This is a genomic window from Telluria beijingensis (assembly GCF_030770395.1).
Taxonomy (GTDB): Bacteria; Pseudomonadota; Gammaproteobacteria; order Burkholderiales; family Burkholderiaceae_D; genus Telluria; species Telluria beijingensis.
Genome location: NZ_CP132480.1, coordinates 5736437 through 5757413 on the forward strand (window position 1 = coordinate 5736437; position 20977 = coordinate 5757413).

General features: G+C 66.1%; 17 protein-coding genes and 1 tRNA gene. 5 read left to right on the top strand and 13 right to left on the bottom strand.

The genetic code is table 11. The annotated features are described in order from the left end of the window. Positions 1 to 6: 6 nt before the first annotated feature. Together Q9246_RS25295 and Q9246_RS25300 are read right to left on the bottom strand one after the other, a co-directional pair. A complete protein-coding gene (locus Q9246_RS25295) occupies positions 7 to 261 on the bottom strand; it encodes a hypothetical protein (RefSeq protein WP_306394082.1) in 255 nt (84 codons plus the stop codon). Positions 262 to 331: 70 nt separating this feature from the next. Then, positions 332 to 1249, bottom strand: coding sequence for a hypothetical protein (locus Q9246_RS25300; protein WP_306394084.1), 918 nt, complete (start codon positions 1247 to 1249; stop codon positions 332 to 334). 361 nt (positions 1250 to 1610) lie between these two features. On the opposite strand from Q9246_RS25300, the gene earP reads away from it, so the two are divergent. Both earP and Q9246_RS25310 read left to right on the top strand, forming a co-directional pair. Continuing rightward, on the top strand, positions 1611 to 2786 hold the full coding sequence (gene earP / locus Q9246_RS25305) for an elongation factor P maturation arginine rhamnosyltransferase EarP (protein WP_306394087.1): 1176 nt from the start codon (positions 1611 to 1613) through the stop codon (positions 2784 to 2786). Positions 2787 to 2894: 108 nt separating this feature from the next. Next, positions 2895 to 3470 (top strand): elongation factor P, encoded by a 576-nt coding sequence (locus tag Q9246_RS25310; protein WP_306394089.1) that lies wholly within the window; start codon positions 2895 to 2897, stop codon positions 3468 to 3470. 184 nt (positions 3471 to 3654) lie between these two features. On the opposite strand, the gene ilvD is transcribed toward Q9246_RS25310, so the two are convergent. Then, complete coding sequence (gene ilvD / locus Q9246_RS25315) at positions 3655 to 5517, bottom strand: dihydroxy-acid dehydratase (RefSeq protein ID WP_306394091.1); 1863 nt, start codon at positions 5515 to 5517, stop codon at positions 3655 to 3657. Between the two features lie 173 nt (positions 5518 to 5690). Here ilvD and Q9246_RS25320 point away from each other — a divergent pair, with 173 nt between their 5' ends. Then, on the top strand, positions 5691 to 7289 hold the full coding sequence (locus Q9246_RS25320; protein ID WP_306394093.1) for an amidase: 1599 nt from the start codon (positions 5691 to 5693) through the stop codon (positions 7287 to 7289). Here Q9246_RS25320 and Q9246_RS25325 read toward each other — a convergent pair. The 7 genes from Q9246_RS25325 to Q9246_RS25355 all read right to left on the bottom strand — a co-directional run bounded on the left by Q9246_RS25325 (position 7286) and on the right by Q9246_RS25355 (position 12391). Continuing rightward, positions 7286 to 7765, bottom strand: coding sequence for a TssQ family T6SS-associated lipoprotein (locus Q9246_RS25325; protein WP_306394095.1), 480 nt, complete (start codon positions 7763 to 7765; stop codon positions 7286 to 7288). The two genes, Q9246_RS25320 and Q9246_RS25325, sit on opposite strands and share 4 nt — an antisense overlap. Then, positions 7762 to 8958, bottom strand: coding sequence for a serine/threonine-protein kinase (locus tag Q9246_RS25330; protein WP_306394097.1), 1197 nt, complete (start codon positions 8956 to 8958; stop codon positions 7762 to 7764). Before Q9246_RS25330 ends, Q9246_RS25325 begins: the two co-directional genes overlap by 4 nt. A gap of 135 nt (positions 8959 to 9093) precedes the next feature. Further along, positions 9094 to 10503 carry an ATP-dependent RNA helicase DbpA gene (dbpA, locus tag Q9246_RS25335; protein WP_306394099.1) on the bottom strand — a complete coding sequence of 470 codons (1410 nt, stop codon included), beginning with the start codon at positions 10501 to 10503 and terminating at the stop codon, positions 9094 to 9096. A 28-nt stretch (positions 10504 to 10531) separates the two neighbouring features. Then, on the bottom strand, positions 10532 to 10777 hold the full coding sequence (locus tag Q9246_RS25340; protein ID WP_306394101.1) for a hypothetical protein: 246 nt from the start codon (positions 10775 to 10777) through the stop codon (positions 10532 to 10534). 65 nt (positions 10778 to 10842) lie between these two features. After that, positions 10843 to 10919, bottom strand: a tRNA-Met gene (locus Q9246_RS25345). 100 nt (positions 10920 to 11019) lie between these two features. Next, positions 11020 to 12180, bottom strand: coding sequence for a methyltransferase (locus Q9246_RS25350; protein ID WP_306394103.1), 1161 nt, complete (start codon positions 12178 to 12180; stop codon positions 11020 to 11022). A 1-nt stretch (position 12181) separates the two neighbouring features. Beyond that, positions 12182 to 12391, bottom strand: coding sequence for a hypothetical protein (locus Q9246_RS25355; RefSeq protein ID WP_306394105.1), 210 nt, complete (start codon positions 12389 to 12391; stop codon positions 12182 to 12184). A gap of 198 nt (positions 12392 to 12589) precedes the next feature. On the opposite strand from Q9246_RS25355, the gene Q9246_RS25360 reads away from it, so the two are divergent. Then, positions 12590 to 15469, top strand: coding sequence for a glycosyl hydrolase 115 family protein (locus Q9246_RS25360; RefSeq protein WP_306394107.1), 2880 nt, complete (start codon positions 12590 to 12592; stop codon positions 15467 to 15469). 379 nt (positions 15470 to 15848) lie between these two features. Here the strand turns inward: Q9246_RS25360 and Q9246_RS25365 are convergent, their stop codons facing one another. Genes Q9246_RS25365 through Q9246_RS25375 form a run of 3 tightly spaced genes read right to left on the bottom strand, consistent with a single transcriptional unit; the run spans position 15849 to position 19573 of the window. Further along, entirely contained in the window at positions 15849 to 17003 is a 1155-nt protein-coding gene (locus tag Q9246_RS25365) for an endo-1,4-beta-xylanase (protein WP_306394108.1), read from the bottom strand. A 28-nt stretch (positions 17004 to 17031) separates the two neighbouring features. After that, a complete protein-coding gene (locus Q9246_RS25370) occupies positions 17032 to 18051 on the bottom strand; it encodes a glycoside hydrolase family 43 protein (protein ID WP_306394109.1) in 1020 nt (339 codons plus the stop codon). Between the two features lie 31 nt (positions 18052 to 18082). Then, complete coding sequence (locus Q9246_RS25375) at positions 18083 to 19573, bottom strand: MFS transporter (protein WP_306394110.1); 1491 nt, start codon at positions 19571 to 19573, stop codon at positions 18083 to 18085. A 265-nt stretch (positions 19574 to 19838) separates the two neighbouring features. On the opposite strand from Q9246_RS25375, the gene Q9246_RS25380 reads away from it, so the two are divergent. After that, positions 19839 to 20936, top strand: coding sequence for a LacI family DNA-binding transcriptional regulator (locus Q9246_RS25380; protein WP_306394112.1), 1098 nt, complete (start codon positions 19839 to 19841; stop codon positions 20934 to 20936). The last annotated feature ends 41 nt before the right edge of the window (positions 20937 to 20977 follow it).

The window sequence follows — 20977 nt, forward strand, 5'->3', positions numbered from 1 at the left end:
AGCCGCTCAGTCGTAGAGCGACAGCGGCTGGTCCGGTTCGATCGTTAACTGGTGAAGGGTCTGTTGCCGCAGCCGCTCGGCGGTCGGCGCGTCGGTCTCGACGACGGCCGTGTGCGGCGGCCCGGACGAGGGGCCGATGATGTCGACCAGCTGCACGCCGGGTTCGGCGCCCAGGGTCGAGAGAAATTGGGCAAGCGCGTTGTCGTCGCTGGCGGCGCGCACGATGTAGCGGCCGAGCGTGGGAGGCAGGGATGCCGGCATGGCGGAGCTCCTGAATGCCGGCCACCGCTGGTGTGTGCCAGGCAGCGGCCGGCAGGTGATCGGTTAGCGATTAGTGCACGGTTTGCTGGCCGCCGAACTGCTGCTGCCCGCCATACGGTAATGGCTGGCCCCCATATTGCTGCTGGCTATACGGATCGACCGACAGCGGCACGTAGCGGCCCAGATGGCTGGCGACATTGCCGATCGCGGCGCCCAGGCCCTGGTTGCCGAGTTGCTCGCCGATGAAGCCGCCGACCGGACGCGCGTATTGGGTGATGGCGTTGCCGATCCAGCCCTGCGGCGCCATCTGACCCTGCTGGCCGCCTTGCTGGGCCACCTGTTGCAGCACCGCCTGCTGTTGCTGGACTTGCTGCAACATCTGCTGCAGCTGCTGTTGCAGGACTTGCAGCTGCTGCAGCTGTGCCAGCGGCGACGGCTGCTGCTGCAGGGCTTGCTGCGGGTCTTGCGCCTCGGCGCCGAACGGCACCAGGCGGCCGAACCTGGAGCCTTCGCTGATGATGTTGCCCAGCGTGCGGTTGCCGGTCAGGCTGCCGACCAGGGCGCCGGCGGGCTTGCCGATCGTGCTGATCAGGTTGCCGAAGAAGCCGCCTTGCGGGGTCAGCTGGCCTTGCTGTTGCAGCTGCTGTTGTTGCAGCTGTTGTTGCTGCAGCTGCTGCAATTGCTGGAGCTGCTGCAATTGCTGGAGCTGCTGCAGTTGCTGCAACTGCTGCATCTGTTGCGGATCGAACTGCTGTCCGCCCAGGCCACCCGATGGATCGGCCGACAATGGCGACATGCTGCCCAGAAGACCGCCGGCCGCTTCGCCGATGCGGCCGCCCAGGCCCAGGTTATTGAACAGCCCACCGATGCCGCGCCCGATCAGGCCGCCCAATGGCCCGCCGAAAGCGCCGCCAAACAGGCCTTGCGGTGCGAACTGTTGCGGTACGAATGGTTGTGCGCCATAGCCTGCTTGTTGATACTCGTTCATGGTAACTCCTCCAGGTAGTCGGCCGAGTCGCGCCAGGCAGGAAACGCTTGGCGCCTGCCGCGATCGGCCGTGTTCACATGGTTCGCGCCAGGGTTGGGCCGGCGGCGCGACGCTAAGGGCAGGAAGGGCTGCCATCGAGGCCGCCTTCCCTGCAGGTAGGCGTTCGACCGGGCGCCGCCGGCGAAGTTTTTGCCTCCTGGCGGTCGAGGCGCGCTTTACTTTTGCTTATTGCGGTATCGCAGACGCGTGCCAGAAAGAGCGGTATTTCTTCGCGGCTTACACTGTGTTCGTAGAAATTTATTGGATGGCGGTAGAATGACGGCCCCTGCCATCTTGGGTCCCGACCGGCCTTTCCCGCACCATGCTCCTCAACGCTTCCGCGCCGTCGCTGGCCATCTTCTGCAAGGTCGTCGACAACTACGGCGACATCGGCATCTGCTGGCGCCTGGCGCGCCAGCTGTGCCACGAGCACGGCTTCGCGGTCACGCTGTGGGTGGACGACCTGGCGAGTTTTCGGCGCATCTGCCCGGACGTCGATCCGCAGGCCGCGCGGCAAGTGGTGCAGGGCGTCGCCGTGCGCCACTGGCAGGGCCAGGACGGCGTCTACACCGCGGCCGACATCCCCGACACCGTCATCGAGTTCTTCGGCTGCGAGCTGCCGCCGTCCTGGGTCGAGGCGATGGCGGCGCGCACCCCGCGTCCGGTGTGGATCAACTACGAAGGCTTGACGGCCGAGGACTGGGTCGAGGGCTGCCACCGGCTGCCGTCGATGCACCCGCAGCTGAAGCTGACCAAGCATTTCTTCTTTCCCGGATTTAACGAGCGCACCGGCGGCCTGTTGCGCGAGGCCGGCCTCGACGCGCGCCGCCAGGCCTTCCAGCAGGATCCGGCCCAGGCCGCCGCCTTCCTCGGACGCTTCGGCGTGCCGCCGCAAGAAGCGGCGTACCGCAAGGTGTCGCTGTTCTGCTATCCGGAGGCGCCGGTGGCCGAGCTGTTGCGGGCCTGGGAAGCGGACGCGACGCCGACCCTGTGCCTGGTGCCCGAAGGCGTGGCGCGCGCCCAGGTCGAGGCCTTCCTCGGCGTCCCGGCGCTGGCGGGCGGGCACGCCTCCCGCGGCAGTCTCGCGCTGCGGGTGCTGCCCTTCGTGCCGCAGCCGGATTACGACCTGCTGCTGTGGGCCTGCGACCTCAACTTCGTGCGCGGCGAGGATTCCTGGGTGCGCGCGCAATGGGCCGAGCGTCCATTCGTGTGGCACATCTATCCGCAGGATGAACACCTGCACCACAAGAAGCTGCGCGCTTTCCTCCAGGTCTATGCGCAGGACTTGCCGGCACTGCAGGCCTTCATGCTCGGCTGGAATGGTGCGCAGGCAGTCGGCGACTGGGGGGCAGCCTGGAGGGCACTGGAAGCCGAGTTGCCGCGCATCGCGGCCCGCGCCGACGCGTGGCGCGAGCAGGTGACGGCGCATGGCGATTTGGCGACGAAGCTGCGCGATTTCGTGTGCGAGCTGGGGCAGGCCCAGGAAAACCGAGTATAATAGCCGGTTAGTTTCTTACGGATTCCGACGATCAAACGCAGGTTCCGAGGCCTTCGGCCCACCAGCCCGCGATGATTTAATGCAACTATCTTTTTACGTAAAATACCTATGAAACCCGCAAAAGAAATTCGTGTTGGCAACATCATCATGGTCGATGAAAAGCCGTTCATCGTGCTGCGTTCCGACGTCAATGGCTCGAGCCGCACGGGCTTCACCTACAAGTGGAAGATGAAGAATCTTCTGACCAACGCTCCACTGGAAAACGTGTTCCGCGGCGACGACAAGTTCGACGTGGTCGTGCTGGACAAGAAGCCGGTTACCTACTCGTACTTCGCCGACCCGCTGTACGTCTTCATGGACGCCGACTACGAACAGTTCGAGATCGAAGAAGAAAACCTGGGCGATGCGCTGCACTACCTGAAAGACGGTATGGAATGCGAAGCGGTGTTCTACGACGGTAAGGCCATCTCGGTCGAACTGCCGACCATCATCGCACGCCAGATCGTGTACTCGGAACCGGCCGTCAAGGGCAATACTTCGGGCAACGTCCTGAAAGAAGCCAAGCTGGAAAACGCGATCGAAGCCCACCAGCACACCATCATGGTGCCGCTGTTTGTCAGCCAGGACGACACCATCGAGATCGATACCCGTACCAACGAGTACAAGAAAGTCGTGCGTAACTAAGCACTGGCTGTTCAAGAAAAAACGCTGCCTCGGCAGCGTTTTTTTTGCGCCCTGCAGGGTGCAAGTTTATCCCCGCGAAGGCGGGGATCCAAGTTTCTCGTGCAACCACTTACATCGAATGATGTGGTCTACGCATGACTTGGGTCCCCGCCTTCGCGGGGACGACGTGGAGGACGCGCGGGCTTTAACGCCGCAACTGCGACAAATCCCGCACTGCACCCCGGTCGGCCGAGGTCGTCAGCGCCGCATACGCCTGCAGCGCCTGCGACACATAACGCTCACGATCGACAGGCTGCCAGGCATCGCGACCGCGCGCTTCCATCGCCGCGCGCCGGTGCGCCAGCTCCTCGGTCGTCACGCGCAGGTTGATGGTCCTTGAAGGGATGTCGATGTCGATCAGGTCGCCTTCTTCCACCAGCCCGATGGCGCCGCCTTCCGCCGCTTCCGGCGAAGCATGCCCGATCACCAGCCCCGACGAGCCGCCCGAGAAGCGCCCGTCGGTGAACAGCGCGCACGCTTTACCAAGCCCCTTGGACTTGATGTACGAGGTCGGATACAGCATTTCCTGCATGCCGGGACCGCCTTTCGGGCCTTCGTAGCGGATGATGACGACGTCGCCCGCATGCACGGTATCGCCCAGGATCGCTTCCACCGCCGCATCCTGGCTCTCGAACACGCGCGCCTTGCCCGAAAACTTGAGGATGCTCTCGTCCACGCCGGCCGTCTTCACGATGCAGCCCTTCTCGGCGATATTGCCGTACAGGACCGCCAGGCCGCCGTCCTGCGAATAGGCGTGTTCGCGGTCGCGGATGCAGCCGCTAGAGCGGTCCAGGTCATTCTGCTCGTAGCGCTCGGACTGCGAGAACGCGACCTGGGTCGGCACGCCGCCCGGGGCCGCGCGGAACCAGCGGTGCACCTCGGGATCGTCGCTGACCTTGATATCGTATTTCGCGATCGCGGCGCCGATGCTCGGGCTGTGCACGGTCGGCAGCGAAGTGTCGAGCAGGCCGGCGCGCGCCAGTTCGCCCAGGATGGCGGGGATGCCGCCGGCGCGGTGCACGTCCTCGATGTGGAATTTGTCGGTCATCGGCGCCACCTTGCACAGGCAGGGCACCAGGCGCGAGATGCGGTCGATGTCGGCCATCGTGAACTCGACTTCGGCCTCGTGGGCGGCGGCCAGCAGGTGCAGCACGGTATTGGTCGAGCCGCCCATCGAGACGTCGAGCGCCATCGCGTTCTCGAACGCGGCCTTGGTGGCGATCGAGCGCGGCAGCACCGAGTAATCGTCGCCTTCGTAGTGGCGCCTGGCCGCATCGACGATCAGGCGCCCGGCGCGCAAAAACAGTTCCTTGCGGTCGGCGTGGGTCGCGACGATGGTGCCGTTGCCCGGCAACGACAGGCCCAGGGCCTCGGTCAGGCAGTTCATCGAATTGGCGGTGAACATGCCGGAACACGAACCGCAGGTCGGACAGGCCGAGCGTTCCACCTCGGCCACGTCCGCGTCGGACACGCTGGCGTCGCCGGCCTTGATCATGGCGTCGATCAGGTCGAGCTTGATCACCTTGCGCTCGTTGTTGACGACCTTGACCACCTTGCCGGCCTCCATCGGACCACCGGACACGAACACGGTCGGGATGTTCAGGCGCATCGCCGCCATCAGCATGCCGGGCGTGATCTTGTCGCAGTTCGAGATGCACACCATGGCGTCGGCGCAGTGGGCGTTGACCATGTACTCGACCGAGTCGGCGATCAGGTCGCGCGAGGGCAGCGAATACAGCATGCCGCCATGGCCCATGGCGATGCCGTCGTCGACCGCGATGGTATTGAATTCCTTGGCCACGCCGCCGGACGCCTCGATCTCGCGCGCGACCAGCTGGCCCAGGTCCTTCAGGTGCACGTGGCCGGGCACGAATTGCGTGAAGGAATTGACGACCGCGATGATCGGCTTGTCGAAGTCGCCATCCTTCATGCCGGTGGCGCGCCAAAGCGCGCGGGCTCCGGCCATATTGCGGCCCTGGGTGGTGGTATGTGAACGGTAGGTCGGCATGGGCTGCTCCAGGGAAGTCGAAAAACAATGATGGCAACAGGGTGAAGGCTGGCGCTGGATTTGTCCAATATATGATCGTGACGTCTGTAAGTGGTTCTGCGTATCACACGGGACTGTGGCGGGGGCGATCGTGCTGCTATGCTATTGCTTTGTAATACATGGAGTGGCGGGGCATGGAGCGCAGGGATTTCGTACGACTGGGAATGGCGGTGGCCGGCACGCCTGGACTGGCGCTGGCGGCGCCCGCGAAGAAAGCGGCGCCGGCGAAGTTCCAGCCCGACCAGATGCTCGAAGCCGGCGTCCAGGCCCAGCAGCAGGCCATGCGCGCCGGCAAGCTGACGGCCCATGGCCTCGCCACCCGCTACCTGGCTCGCATCGAGGCGGTCGACCGTGCCGGCCCGCGCCTGCGCGCGGTGATCGAGCTGAATCCCGATGCGCTGGAGACCGCGCGCGAGCGCGACCGCGAGCGCAAGGCCGGCAAGCTGCGCGGCCCGCTGCACGGCATCCCGGTGCTATTGAAGGACAATATCGCCACCGGCGACAACATGTGCACCACGGCCGGTTCGCTGGCGCTGGACGGCGTGCGCGCCGTGCGCGACGCCCATCTGGTGACCCGCCTGCGCAATGCCGGCGCCGTCATCCTCGGCAAGACCAATCTGTCGGAATGGGCCAATATGCGCTCGGTGCGCTCGACCAGCGGCTGGAGCGCGCGCGGCGGCCAGACCCGCAACCCGTATGCGCTCGACCGCAATACCAGCGGTTCCAGTTCCGGCTCGGCGGCGGCCATGGCGGCCGGCCTGGCGACCCTGGCGGTGGGCACCGAGACCGACGGCTCGATCGTCTCGCCCAGCGCGTGCTGCGGCATCGTCGGCATCAAGCCGACGCTGGGCCTGGTCAGCCGCGCCGGCATCGTCCCGATCGCGCACTCGCAGGACACGGCCGGCCCGATGGCGCGCAGCGTGGCCGACGCGGCCTTCCTGCTCGGGGCGCTGGCCGGTCCCGACCCGCAGGACGGCGCGACGGGCAAGGCGCCACGCGTGAACTACGCCAGCTTCCTGCGCAAGGATGGCTTGCGCGGCAAGCGCCTGGGCGTGGCGCGCGATTTCTTCGGCGCCAACGATGGGCTCAATGCCTTGATCGAGAGGGAGTTGACGCTGCTGCGCGAACAGGGCGCGATCCTGGTCGACGTCGCGATCCCGAATCGCGACAAGTATGGCGAGACCGAGCTGACCGTGCTGTTGCACGAGTTCCGGCCCGACCTCGAGGCCTGGCTGGCGGCCTATGCGCCGCACGCGCCGGTCAAGACCATGGCCGACATCATCGACTTCAATGTGCGCAACGCAGGGCGGGAGATGCCGTACTTCGGCCAGGAACACCTGATCGCGGCCCAGTCGAAGGGCGGCTTGCAGGCGCGCGACTACGTCAAGGCGCTGGCCAACAACCGGCGCTATGCGCGCGACAAGGGCATCGACCAGGTGATGCGCGACCAGAAGCTCGACGCCCTGGTGGCCCCCACCGGCGGGCCGGCCTGGCTGACCGACTACATCAACGGCGACCACTACGGCGCCAGCTTTTCGTCGCCGGCGGCGGTGGCCGGCTATCCGCACATCACGGTGCCGGCCGGGCTGCTGCATGGCTTGCCGGTCGGCCTGTCCTTCGTGGGCAAGGCCTGGAGCGAGCCGGCGCTGATCGCGATGGCCCATGCCTACGAACAGGCCGGCCGCCGGCGCCGCGCGCCGACCTATGCGGCGCACATCCGGCTTGATGTCTAACGCGACGCGGCCTGCTTCGCCTGCGCGAACACCGGCCCCCATTGCGGATGCCCATGTTCGCCCGGGCCCAGGTCGAACGCGCCATCGAGCTTGAAAGCGCGGTCGAACGTTTGGCGGCACAGCGCCTGGCGGCCCGTCACGCAATAGCTGAAGGCGGTGTACTTGAGGGCGGTCAGCCGCTCGCGCTGGCTCGCGCCATGCATGTCGTCGCTGCCCAGGCGCCGGATCGCGCCGTTGTAGTCGCCCTTCTCGTAAAGGGCGATGCCTTCGCGCAGCGCCGCATCGTCGCGCTTCGCTTCCTGCGGTGCGGAACGGCTCGCCTGGCTGCGCTGGGGACGCGGCTTGGCGCCGTCGGCGCGTGGATGGGGTCGCGCCTTTTCCTGGCCGCCCAGCATGGGGCCGAACTGGGTGCAGCCGGACATGGCGAAAGCCGCCAGCGCCAGTGCGCCGATGCGGCCGATGGTAACGATGCTCACTGCGCTCCCTCCTCGGTAAAGTCGAGTTCGATCGTGCCCGCCTGGCCTTCCACCGACTGCACGGTCACGGTATGTTCCGGGAAGCTCGGGTTGACGATGCGGATCGTGTGCTCGCCCGGCGGCAGCGTGATGTGCCTGAGCGGCGGGCTGGCGCCGCGGTCGACGCCGTCGACCACGACCGTGCCCCAGGGCTTGACCGACAGGGTATAGGTGGTGCCGGCGACGGCGGCCTCGGGCGACGTTCCCTGCGGCGCGAGCTGGACCGCGGTGGGCGGCACGGCGGCGTCCGGCGCCGGTGGCGACGCGATGGGGGCGCCGGAGGCGGATTCGTCGATCACCGGACCTTCGAGCCTGGCCGGCGGCTCTTGCGGCAGCGTGACCAGTGGCGCGTCGGAGGCATTGTGCGGATCCTCGAGCGCCGGCGGCACCGGCAGCGCCAGCGCGTCGCTGGAATCGGCCTGGCGCAGCAGCGCGAACAGGGCGGCCAGCGCGGCGCCCAAGACCAGCACGGCGAGGCCGATCCACAGCCACCGCTGCGAACGCTCGGGGGCGCCGCCCGGCGCCACCGGCTCGGGCGCGGAACGGGTGCGTGGCACGTGCACCGCGAGGGGCGCTGGTGTCGGCGCCTGGGCTTCCGGCGGAGCGACGGCCGGTTCTGGCGTCGGGGCGGGGGTAGGCGTCATGTCTTCGTCCAGCGGCGGCGGCACCGCCGGCGGCGGACCGAGCACCACGATGCCCAGCAGGTCGCGCATGCGCTCGATGGTGCGGGGGCGCGCGGCGGGGTCTGGCGCCAGGCACTGGTCGATGGCGTCGATGAAGCCGTCGCTGTAGTCGGGCAGCGGGCGGCCGCGCAGCGGCGTGGTGGGAGCCAGGTCGAGCGTCACCGCGTAATGCACCACGGCGGCCAGGTCGTGCACGTCGCGCGCCTCGATCGCGGGCAGGGTCTCGGGATCGGGTTCCTGGTCCGAGCTCGGCAACAGCATGGGATCGCCCGAGTCGAGGATGAGCAGGGTGTCGGGCGTGATCACGCGGTGCGGCATGCGCATGCCGTACTGCACTTCGAGCGATTGCAGCACCTGGCGCACGATGCGGCGGCACCAGGCTTCGCTGACCATCTCGTGGTTGTGCTCGACGATCTCGCGGACGGTGCGGCCGTCGAGCTGCTGTGCTGCGGTATCGGGACTGGTCATCATGGCATCGTGCCGGGTGCTGCGAACGCGCCCGGAGGAATGTTTATTTATTGCAAATAATGCCAGAATTGCGCCAGGAGTGGCGCGGTCCCGCTCAACCGTGCGCGCTTGTTACATCTCGGCGCACGGGGATGGCGGTCAGACTTCCACGAAGCGCATCTTGAACCAGCGGCCCTTGATGACGCCGAAGCCCGGTCCCGGCGCATCGCCCTGGGCCAGGCGCGCGACGGCCGCCGCCGCGACATTGCGGTCGAGCGCCACATAGCTGCTGAACTCGCCGATATTGATCTTGCCCACCTGCTCCTTGGTGAGGCCGGCGTCGCCCGTCAGCGCGCCCAGCAGGTCACCCGGACGCAGCTTGGCCTTCTTGCCGCCGGCCACGCACAGGGTCACCATCGGCGCCGGCGCCGCCGCTTCCTCGTGCTCGCCAAGGGCGTCGAGGCTTTCCCAGGTCGCTTCCTGGTCCTGGTATTCCTCCACCAGGCGCACCCATTTCTTTTCGTTTGGCGCCACCAGCGTGTGCGCCATGCCGCTCGCGCCGGCGCGGCCGGTGCGGCCGACGCGGTGCACGTGCACCTCGGGGTCGCGCGAGATGTCGACGTTGATCACCGTGCCGAGGTCGGCAATGTCGAGGCCGCGCGCGGCGACGTCGGTGGCCACCAGCACCGAGCAGCTGCGGTTACTGAACAGCACCAGGATCTCGTCGCGTTCCTGCTGTTCCAGTTCGCCGTACAGGGCCAGCGCCGAGAAGCCCTGCGCCTGCAGGTTGTCGGCCACCTCGCGGCAGCGCGCCTTGGTATTGCAGAACACCAGAGCCGACACCGGCCGGTGGTGCTTGAGCAGGCGGCCGATGGCTTGTTCGCGGCCCTCGAAGCCGATCTCGTAGAAGCGCTGGTCGATCGCCTCCAGGCTGTGCTTGCCCTCGACCTTGACTTCGAGCGGGTCGCGCAGGAAGCCGGCGGTGGCGAAGCGGATATCGTCCGGGTAGGTCGCCGAGAACAGCAGCGTCTGGCGGTGGATCGGCGTGGCGGAGACGATGCCCGCGATCTCGTCATAGAAACCCATGTCGGTCATGCGGTCGGCTTCGTCGAGCACCAGGGTCTGCACCTTCGACAGGTCGAGCGTGGCGCGGCCCAGGTGGTCGCGGATGCGGCCCGGGGTGCCGACCACGATGTGGGCGCCATGCTCGAGCGAGGCGATCTGCGGACGCATCGACACGCCGCCGGTCAGGGTCAGGATCTTGACGTTGCCGACCCCGCGCGCCAGCCGCCGCAACTCGCCCGCGACCTGGTCGGCCAGTTCGCGCGTCGGGCACAGCACCAGGCCCTGCACCGCGAACCAGGCCGGATTGAGCTTGTTCAGGATGCCGATGCCGAATGCCGCGGTCTTGCCGCTGCCGGTCTTGGCCTGGGCGATCAGGTCGCGTCCACCCAGCACTGAGGGCAGGGTCTCGGCCTGCACCTGCGTCATGTGGTGGTAGCCGAGGGTGGCCAGGTTGGCGAGGAAACGCGGTTCGAGGGACAGCGAGGTGAACGAGTCGGATTGCATGGCTAAGCCTCCAGCCGGCAGGGCCGGGCTATTCGGGATCGGGCGCCCAGACCGGCAGGCCGGTCAGGTCGAGTTTGTCGTCGCGCTTCCAGACGGGCAGGCCGGTGGTGTCGGTTTCTTCGAGCAGGTGCAACTGCTCTTGCTTGAGCGCGATGCGGCGCGGACGAGGGCCGGTGCGTTTCGGTTCGGGATGGGAAGCAAGCACCGGAACGAGCGGCGCCGCCGGCTCGAAGCCCGGCAGGTCGAACGTCGCGTTGTCTTTCTTGTCTCTCATCCTCTGCCTTTTGCAGCCGCAGAAAACAAAAGCCCGGCTCGTTGAGTCGGGCTTCGTATTGAATTTGGTTGCGGGGACAGGATTTGAACCTGTGACCTTCGGGTTATGAGCCCGACGAGCTGCCAGACTGCTCCACCCCGCGTCTGAGAACGATAGTATAGCGTGCCTGGCCGCGGATTGCAATCGACGGTTGCCAACGGCAGCCGTCGCCCCCGCGCAGGCGGGGGGCCAAGTTCAGTAATTCACCCCGTAGCCCGACCGGCAGTCCGCAGGCGCCACAGCGACGTCACTTCCTTCGAACGCGCCGCATGCAGCGGATCGTCCGGATCGCTGGCGCGTGGATGGACGGGTTTCGTGTCGTGGCGCGCCGCGACCTCCAGTCCCGCGTCCGCGATCCAGCCCAGCAGCTGCTCGCGGCTGCGTAAACCCAGGTGTTCGGCGAAGTCGGACATGATCAGCCAGCCTTCGCCGCCCGGCTCCAGGTGCGCGGCCAGGCCGCCGAGGAAGCCGCGCAGCATGCGGCTGCCGGGATCGTAGATCGCGTATTCGATGGCCGAACTCGGCTTGCCCGGCAGCCAGGGCGGATTGCACACCACCAGCGGCGCCCGGCCTTCCGGGAACAGGTCGGCCTGGACCACCTCGACCTGGGCCGCCAGCCCGAGGCGGGAGAGGTTCTCGCGCGCGCAGCCGAGCGCACGCGCATCCATGTCGGTGGCGACCACCCGCATGCCGCGCCGCGCCAGCACGGCGGACAGCACGCCGGTGCCGGCGCCGATGTCGAATGCGAGATGCGCACCCGCCGGCAGCGGCGCCTGCGCCACCAGCTCGACGTATTCGCCGCGCACGGGCGAGAACACGCCATACCAGGGGTGGATGCGATCATCGAGGGCCGGGATCATGACGCCCTTGCGACGCCACTCATGGGCGCCGATCACGCCCAGCAGTTCGCGCAGCGAAGCGACATAGGGCTCGTCAACCGGGCCATGGGCTTCCAGGCAGGCCAGGCGCGCATCCGGCGCGCGCCGCAGCGGGATGCCGTGGTCGGCGTCAAACGGGATCAGCAGCATCGCCAGGGTGCGCGCACGCTGGAGCTGGCTCAGGCGATGGCGGTGAAATGCCTCCGTCGGCGTGGCCGGTGCGGTCGCTTTCTTGCGGCGGCCGCGCTCGCCCTTGTGCTCGATGCGGCGCACCAGCGCCTGCAGCAACTGGCGCGCATTCTGGAAGTCGCCGCGCCAGAGCAGGGCAGTGCCGTCGAGCGCCAGGCGATAGGCAGCGTCGGCGCTCATGGTGTCGTCGGCCGGCACCACCTTATTGGGCGCCGGCCAGCCGCTCTCGGAGCGCCACAGCGCCGAGCGGGTTTCGCCCGCCTCCACCCATTCGATGCGCGCGTTGTCCGTGATCATATCAGTGATGGTGATGCCAGTTGCCGTCGGTCGATTCGAGATAACCCTTGACCGCGTCCGGGCTGCCGGTCGCGTGGCGCTTCACTTCGCCGCAGGCGCAGATGCCCTGGTAGGGCTGGATGTGCGAGCAGGCCGACACTTTCTGGAGGAAGACTTTGACCGGTTTCGTGCATTTGACGCACTTGAAAGTCAGGATGCGGGCAGGCTTCATGGTTGCAGCTTCTAAATAGGAGAAAAAGCGGCATTTTACACCCCGCATCGTGTCTTCTTCGCGGCCGGGCGGGCCACACCGGAATTGACAAGGAAGAATCGTCAAACCTATACTCGGAATGATCGCGCTAACACTAAATGTTATAAACTGTTATTACACTCCGCGATGCACATAATAACTCTGGAGACAAGGAAGCTCATGACACTGACAATGAAGCTGTTACGGCGCGCGCTGGCGCCATTGGCGGCGCTATGCGCGGTCCTGGCCGCGTCGCCGGCCTGGGCGCTGGGCGAGCGCCAGTTCGTGCGGTTCGAAGCCGGCGCGAACGCGGTGGTGCTGGCCGCCCAGGGCCGCGCCGCGACCCTGCTGGTCGATCCGAAGGACGACGCCGGCGTGCGCCGCGCCGTGGCCGAGCTGCAGGGCGACATCGCCCTCGTCAGCGGCGTCAAGCCGGCGTTGACGCAGGCAGCGAGCGCCAAGGGCGACCACGTGGTCATCGTCGGCACCCTCGGCCAGAGCGCCCTCGTCGACCGCCTCGCGGCCGAAGGCAAGATCGACGCCGCCGCCATCCGCGGCAAGTGGGAAGGCTTCCTGATCCAGGCCGTGGCCAATCCGATGCCGGGCGTGGCGCGGGCGCTGGTGGTAGCCGGCAGCGACCGCCGCGGCGCGATCTTCGGCGTCTACACCTTGTCGGAACAGATCGGCGTCTCGCCCTGGAAGTGGTGGGCCGACGTGGTCCCGGCGCGCCAGGCCGCGCTGGCGGTCCCGATGGACACCAAGGTCAGCGATGCGCCGGTGGTGCAGTACCGCGGCATCTTCCTGAACGACGAGGCGCCGGCGCTGACCAACTGGGCCAAGGAGAAATACGGCGGCTTCAACCATCGCTTCTACGAGAAGGTGTTCGAGCTGATCCTGCGCCTGCGCGGCAACTACCTGTGGCCGGCGATGTGGCCGCCCGCGGCCTTCTATGCCGACGATCCCGAGAACGGCAGGCTCGCCCACGAGATGGGCATCGTCATGGGCACGTCGCACCACGAGCCGATGATGCGCGCCCACGACGAATGGGCCCGCTTCGGCAAGGGCCCCTGGGACTACAGCAAGAATGCGGGCGTGCTGCAGGAGTTCTGGAAGCAGGGCCTGCGCAACTCGCACGGCCAGGACCGCGTGATCACGTTGGGCATGCGCGGCGATGGCGACGAGCCGATGTCCGAGGAAGACAATGTCGACCTGCTGGAAAAAATCGTGCGCGACCAGCGCGCGATGATCGCCAAGGATTCCGGCAAGCCCGCCAGCGAAGTGCCGCAGGTATGGGCGCTGTACAAGGAAGTGCAAGGCTATTACGAGAAGGGCATGCGGGTGCCGGACGACGTGCTGCTGCTGTGGTGCGACGACAACTGGGCCAATATCCGCCGCCTGCCGACGCCTGAGGAACGCGCGCGTCCTGGCGGTGCCGGCGTCTACTACCACTTCGACTACGTGGGCGGTCCGCGCTCCTATAAATGGCTGAACGTGACGCCGATCCCGAAGATCTGGGAACAGATGCACCTGGCCTGGCAGTATGACGCCAAGCGCATGTGGATCGTGAACGTCGGCGACCTCAAACCCATGGAAGTGCCGATCGAGTTCTTCCTGACCTATGCCTGGAATCCGCAAGCGTGGCCGGCCGAGCGCCTGCCGGAGTACCTGCGCCTGTGGGCGACGCGCGAATTCGGCGCCGAGCACGCGGTGGAAATCGCCGACCTGGTCGAGCAGTACACGCGCTTCAACGGCCGCCGCAAGCCCGAGCAGCTCGAGCCGAATACGTATAGCGTCCTGCACTACGACGAGGCCGGCCGCATCGCGCGGGACTACGCGGCGCTGGCCGAACGCGCGAACAAGGTGGCGGCCAGGCTGCGCCCCGAATTGCGCGACGCCTTCTTCCAGCTGGTGCAGTATCCGGTCGCGGCATCGAGCAATATGAACGAGCTGTACGTGGCGGCCGGCCTGAACCAGCATTACGCCACCCAGTTCCGCGCCACCACCAACGACATGGCCGAGCGCGTGCATGCGCTGTACAAGAAAGATACTGAGCTCGCGCGCCAATACCATGCGATCGGCAACGGCAAGTGGAACCACATGATGTCGCAGACCCGCTTCGGCTACGTCAACTGGGAGCAACCGCGCGCCAATGTGCTGCCGGCCGTGCACCGGATCGACGTGCCGGCTGGTTCGAACATGTCGGTGGCGGTCGAAGGCGGCGCCAAGGCCTGGGGCGCGTATGGCCTCAAGGCGCTGGACTTGCCGAAGTTCGATCCGTACGCGAAAAAATCGCACTACCTCGACATCTTCAATCGCGGCAGTGCGCCGTTCGAGTACCGCATCGCGTCGAATCAACCCTGGGTGGTGGTGAGCCAGGCGAGCGGCAAGGTGACTGGCGAGCAGCGCGTGACGGTCGACGTGCGCTGGGACAAGGTGCCGGCCAAGCCGCAGCCGGCCGTGCTGACGATTACCGGGCCGAACGATACGCGCGTGCTGGTCAATGTGCCGCTGCGTGGCAAGGACATGCCCGCGGGCGCCAAGGGCTTCGTCGAGTCCGATGGCGTGGTGTCGATCGAGGCCGGTAATTATGCGCGTGCGCTGGCGCCGCAGGGCCGCAGCTGGCTCAAGATCCCGGGCCATGGCCGCACCGATTCCGGCGTGACGACCTTGCCGGTGACCGCTGCGGCGCTGGACGTGAAGGATGGCATGCGCCTCGAGTACGATGTCAACACCGTCAGCAGCGGCAAGGTGACGCTGCAGGTGACGCTCGCGCCGACCCTGAAATTCCAGCCGGGTGCGGGCTTCCGCTATGCCGTGTCAATCGACGATGAGGCGCCGCAGATCGTCAACGTGCATGCCGACGAGTCGGAGAAGTTCTGGGAGAAGATCGTGTCGGATGGCGCAGCCGTGTTCACCACTGAGCACCAGCTGGCCAAGCCGGGCAGGCATGTGCTGAAGTTCTGGGCGCTCGATCCGGGCCTGGTGGTGCAGAAGCTGGTGATCGATGCGGGTGGATTGAAGCCGAGCTACCTGGGGCCGGAGCAAAGCCCGCGGCTGTAATTGGTGTTGGTGGCTCCGTGGGGTGGACGGGTTCCCCGTCCACGCGTTCAAGCAACGTCTGATTCGCCACGGAGCAGCCACAGAGCCTAATGCCGTTAAGTTAAGAGTAGCCACCACGTCGTTACCTCCACTGAAGGTAACGACTTCCCGCGAAGGCGGGAACCCAAGTTCTGCTAACGTCGTCGAAACGCTCGCAGAATTAGGTTCCCGCCTTCGCGGGAACGACGGCTTTTACGCTAACTTAACGGCATTAGCCACAGAGCCCGTGTGATTTGAACGCGTGGACGGCGTAGCCGTCCACCCCACCTGGAGTAACCGGTGAATGAAAAAAGGGCAGTCCGCATTATGCGGACTGCCCTTTTTTGATCGTGATGCGCGATCAGGCTTTACGCATCGGCATCGCGCGCAGCGAAGCGGCGATCGCTTCGCGCATCGGCTTGGCGCGCAACTGGCTGTCGTACGGCGTCGGACGCTGCGCCAGGCCGTCTGGACGCTTCGCTTCGGCCCAGGTCTGCAGCCAGTTCACGTGATCAGCCATGCCCCACAACAGGAAATCGCGGCAGGTCGGATAGCTCAGGGTCACATCAAGGTAGTCGCGCGCCAGCGCCGCCGTGGCGGCGTCGCGCTTGGCGATATCGGCCGGGTAGGCCTTGTCGTTGACGTCGAACTCGGTGATCAACAGGTCCAGCCCCATGCCGGTGACTTCGTCGAGGAACTTGCGCCATTCGCGCAGCACCGCCGTGTTGGCGGGACCGGACATCATGTCGCCGGCGCTGACGTGGCTTTGCAGGCCCAGCGCGTGGATCGGAGCGCCGCGCTTCTTCAGGTCGGCCAGCAGTTTCAGCACGCCGGCGCGGTGCTTGGCGTCGTCGCCCAGGCCGGGACCCATGAAGTCGTTGTACACCAGCTGCGCCTTCGGCGCGTGCTCGTGGGCCTGGCGGAAGGCGAATTCGATCTGCTCGACCGCGCCCATACGCTTGGTGAACACGTTCTCGATCAGGGTGCCGTCTTTCGGCGACACGGCTTCGTTGACGACGTCGTGGCTGACCACATCCTGGCCCATGTGCGTGCACACGGCCTTGATGTGCTCGCGCAGGATCGCTTCGGCGTGGCTGACCGGCTTCGATTGCAGGTCCAGCGCATTGACCCAATCCGGCAGCCATTTCGGCGCCTGCCAGATCAGGGTATGGCCGCGGATCGCCATGCCTTCCTTCCTCGCCCAGGCGAACATCTCGTCGGCCGGGCCCCACTGGTAAGGGCCTGGCTTGGGTTGCAGGGCCTGCCATTTGGTCTCGTTCTCGGCGACGATGATATTGCACTCGCGCGCCATCAGGGCGCGGTAGGCCGGGTCGCGGAAACTCTTGCGGGTATCCTGGTCTTCCAGCATGCCCATGGCATTACCGAAGCGCATGCCTTTGGCCTTGGCCAGGTCCTTGAGGGCGGGGCCGCCGCCTTGTGCGGCAAACGCCGACGGGGCCAGTGCGGCGCCGGCAGCTACGCCGATCAGTTTCAGGGTATCGCGTCGCGATGTCATCGGGTGGTGTCTCCTTGTATTGTGGATCTTATGGCTGCCGATATGGCTCGATGGTGACGATCTTGCCGTCGTCGTCGTAATGCAGTTCCGTGACCTTGACCGAACGCAGGTGGGTGACGCCGCCGGACAGGCTGCTGTCGTGATAGAACAGCCAGCTGCGGCCATCGAATTCGCAGATCGAATGGTGGGTGGTCCAGCCGATCACCGGGTTCATGATCCGGCCCTGGTAGGTGAAGGGGCCGTAGGGGCTGTCGCCGGTGGCATAGCACAGGAAGTGGGTGTCGCCGGTCGAGTACGAGAAGTAGTACTTGCCATTGTGCTTGTGCATCCACGGCCCCTCGAAGTAGCGGCGATCGTGGTCGCCGGCCAGCAGGTCGTTGCCGTTTTCGTCGAGGATGCGCACCGGGCGCGTCGGCTCGGCGAGTTCCAGCATGTCGCCGCGCAGGCGCCCCACGCGCGGCGCCAGGGCGACTTCGTGCACCGCAGGTTCTTCGTTCCCGGCGTCGTAGGCGTTGTCGCGGTACTTCTGCAGCTGCCCGCCCCAGATGCCGCCGAAATACAGGTAGAACTCGCCGTCGTCGTCGCCGAACACGGCCGGGTCGATCGAATAGGTGCCGGCGATCGGCTGCGGCTGCGCCGTGAACGGGCCGGTCGGGCTGTCGCTGATCGCCACGCCGATGTGGAAGATGCCGCCGGCTGTCTTGGCCGGGAAGTACAGATAGTACTTGCCATCCTTGCGCACGCAGTCGGGCGCCCACATCTGGCGCTCCGCCCACGGCACATCGTTCACGTGCAACGCCACCCCATGGTCGACCGCCTTTGCCTCGGGGTGGTCCATCGATACCACGTGATAGTCTTCCATCGCGAAGTGGGCGCCATCGTCGTTGAACGGCACGCCGCCCTCGATGTCGTGCGAAGGATAGATGTAGATGCGGCCGTCGAACACGTGGGCCGACGGGTCGGCGAGGTAGATGTGCTCGAGCAGGGGCGCGGAGATCGCGCGTTCCTTCAGGGATTGCACCTGGTCTTTGTCGATAATTTCTGGCATGAAGATGCTCTGGTTCGGGTTCAGGAAAAAATCATTGCTGGGCAGCGAGCGCGCGGCGTTCGCCCAGTTCGCGTTCGATCTGCAGCTCGGTGGACTTGCGGATGTCGTAGGCCGCCAGGCAGCACACGGCCAGCAGGAAGGGGATGGCGGCGTACACGCTGACCGACAGGCGCACGCCATCCGCGACCTGGCCCGACTGGACCGCCTGGGCGGCATCGTAGCCATAGGCCGACAGCAGGGCAGCCACCAGCGCGCCGCCGATGGAGAGGCCGGCCTTGAGGCCGAAGATCATGGCCGAGAACAGCAGGGCGGTGGCGCGACGATTGTTTTTCCATTCCGAGTAGTCGGCGACGTCGGCAATCATGGCCCACAGCAGCGGGATCGTGATACCGTAGAAGAAGCCGTACAGGATCTGGGCGCCGAATACCATGCCGATCGAGCTCGGGCCGATCCAGTAGTAGCTGAGGCGGAACAGGGCAGCCAGCAGCAGGGCGGCGCCGAACACGTCGCGCTTGCCGAAGCGGTCGGCCAGCGGCTTCGAGAAACCGATCCCGACGATCATCAGGATGATGCCGACCGCGTTGAACAGGCTGAAGCCCGAGGTGGCGGCGTCTTCCGGCCAGTGGAACTTGGTCAGGCCCATATTGGTGAGCACCGAATTGAGGCCGTCGATGAAGGTAAGGAAGCCGACGTTGCTCAGGAAGGCCGCCAGTGCTGCCTCGTCCAGGAAGTTACGGAAGTAGAAGATGTACATGCCGCCCTTGAGCGACAGCGTGATGAACACCAGGATGGTCAGCACCAGCATCACCACCCAGGGGCGGTTGCGCAGCAGGTCGGCGACGTCCTGCTTGACGCTCGAGCGCTGGTTCGCGCTGGGGACGATCCGCTCGCGGGTAGTGAAGAAGGTGACCAGGAAGCAGATGGTGCCGGCGATGGCGAAGAAGATCATCACGGTCTGGAAGCCGGCCACCTTGTCGCCGTCGCCCAGGATCAGCACCAGCGGCAGCAGCAGCACCTGGATCACCAGTTGCGCGATCAGCACCGCGACGAAGCGATAGGACGACAGGCTGTTGCGGTCGGCCATGCTGCCGGTGAGGACGCCGCTCAGGGCCGAGTAGGGCAGGTTGTTGGCCGAGTACACCAGCATCAGGAGGATGTAGGTCAGCAGGGCGTAGATGTACTTGCCGCGCTCGCCCAGGTCGGGCGTGCTGAAGGCCAGGATCGCTACCAGGCCGAACGGCACCGACGTCCACAGGATCCAGGGGCGGAACTTGCCCCAGCGGGTCGAGGTGCGGTCGGCGATGACGCCCATCAGCGGGTTGAAGCAGGCGCCGACCAGGCCGCCGACGAAGATGATGCTGGCCGCGGCGCTTGGCGAGATCTGGTAGACGTCGGTGTAGAAGAAAGCGAGGAAGGTGAGCAGGGTCTGGAAGATCAGGTTGGCGGCCAAATCGCCCAGTGCATAGCCGATTTTTTCGGTTGTCCCCAGCGCCGGCTGCGCTTGTATAGTTGTTGTCGTCATTGTCTTGCCAATCTATGTGTTGAAAAGGCATGCGACCCATGGCCCCGCGGGCGGGGTGGGCCGCTCATGTATCACGCCGGGTGGTAAAAAGTTAGCGCAATCATTGTTTTCGATTGTGGATGAGATGCCAATCTCCGTCAACCGCTTTATTGACGGTTCGCATACCAGTTATATCGTTGGCGTTGACGGTAAATACGATGCCTCGTGTTAAAATTCAAGCATTCAAGTTCGCGCTAACATGCGCGCTGCCCCGAGGTCATCCCGAATGTCTACTTCCACTACCGAATCCATCAATCCATCGGAGGCCAAGCGTGGCCCGAACATGGCCGATGTGGCGAAGCTCGCCGGGGTCTCGCCAATGACGGTGTCGCGTGTGATGAACGGGAAATCGACCGTGCGCGCCAGCACGCGCAAGAAGGTGACGGCCGCGGCGGCGGCCCTGAACTATGCGCCGAACCCCGAGGCGCGGATGCTGGCCGGCTCGCGGCCGATCCGCATCGGCTTTTTGTACAGCATGCCCAGCGTGCGCAGCGGCGCCTATCTCACCGAGGTCCTGCTGGGATTGCTCAACAAGGTCAGCCTGAATAACGTGCAGCTGCTGGTCGAGAAGTGCGCCGACGGCGAGCAGATCATCGAACAGACCCAGCGCCTGATCGACAACCATATGGACGGCATCATCCTGCCGCCGCCGCTGGTCGACAATGCCGAGATCGTGGCGCGCATCGTCGATGCCGGCATTCCGCTGGCCCTGATCGCCTGCGGCCAGCCCGATCCGCGCGCCAGCGCGATCGGCATCGACGACCGCCAGGCCGCCTACGAGATGACGCGCCACCTGATCGAGCTGGGCCACCAGCGGATCGGCTTCATCACCGGCCACCCCTATCAATCGGCCAGCGCCGCGCGGCTGGAAGGCTACCGGGCCGCGATCAAGGAACTGGGAGCCGACCCGGCCGCCGAGTTAGTCACGCAGGGGATGTTCAATTATCGCTCGGGCCTGGATGCGTCCGAAATCCTGCTGGCGCTGGCCGACCGGCCGACGGCGATCTTCGCCAGCAACGACGACATGGCCGCCGCCACGGTCGCCGTGGCCCATCGCCTGGGGCTGGACGTGCCGGGCGATATCACGGTGGTCGGCTTCGACGATACCGCGCTATCGACCACGATCTGGCCGGCGCTCACCACGGTGCGCCAGCCCACCATGGACATGGCCGAGGCGGCGATCGAATGCATCGTCCAGCGCGTCACTGCCGGGCGTACCGGCCTGCCATCCGGTCCCGACCACATCAAGACCGATTTCACGCTCGTGCGCCGCCAGTCCGATGCAGCGCCGCGCATCCGTCCCCCAGTGCGCATATTCGCCTGAAACATCGTCTCCGACGTCTTTGGTTGCGCTATCATTGACGT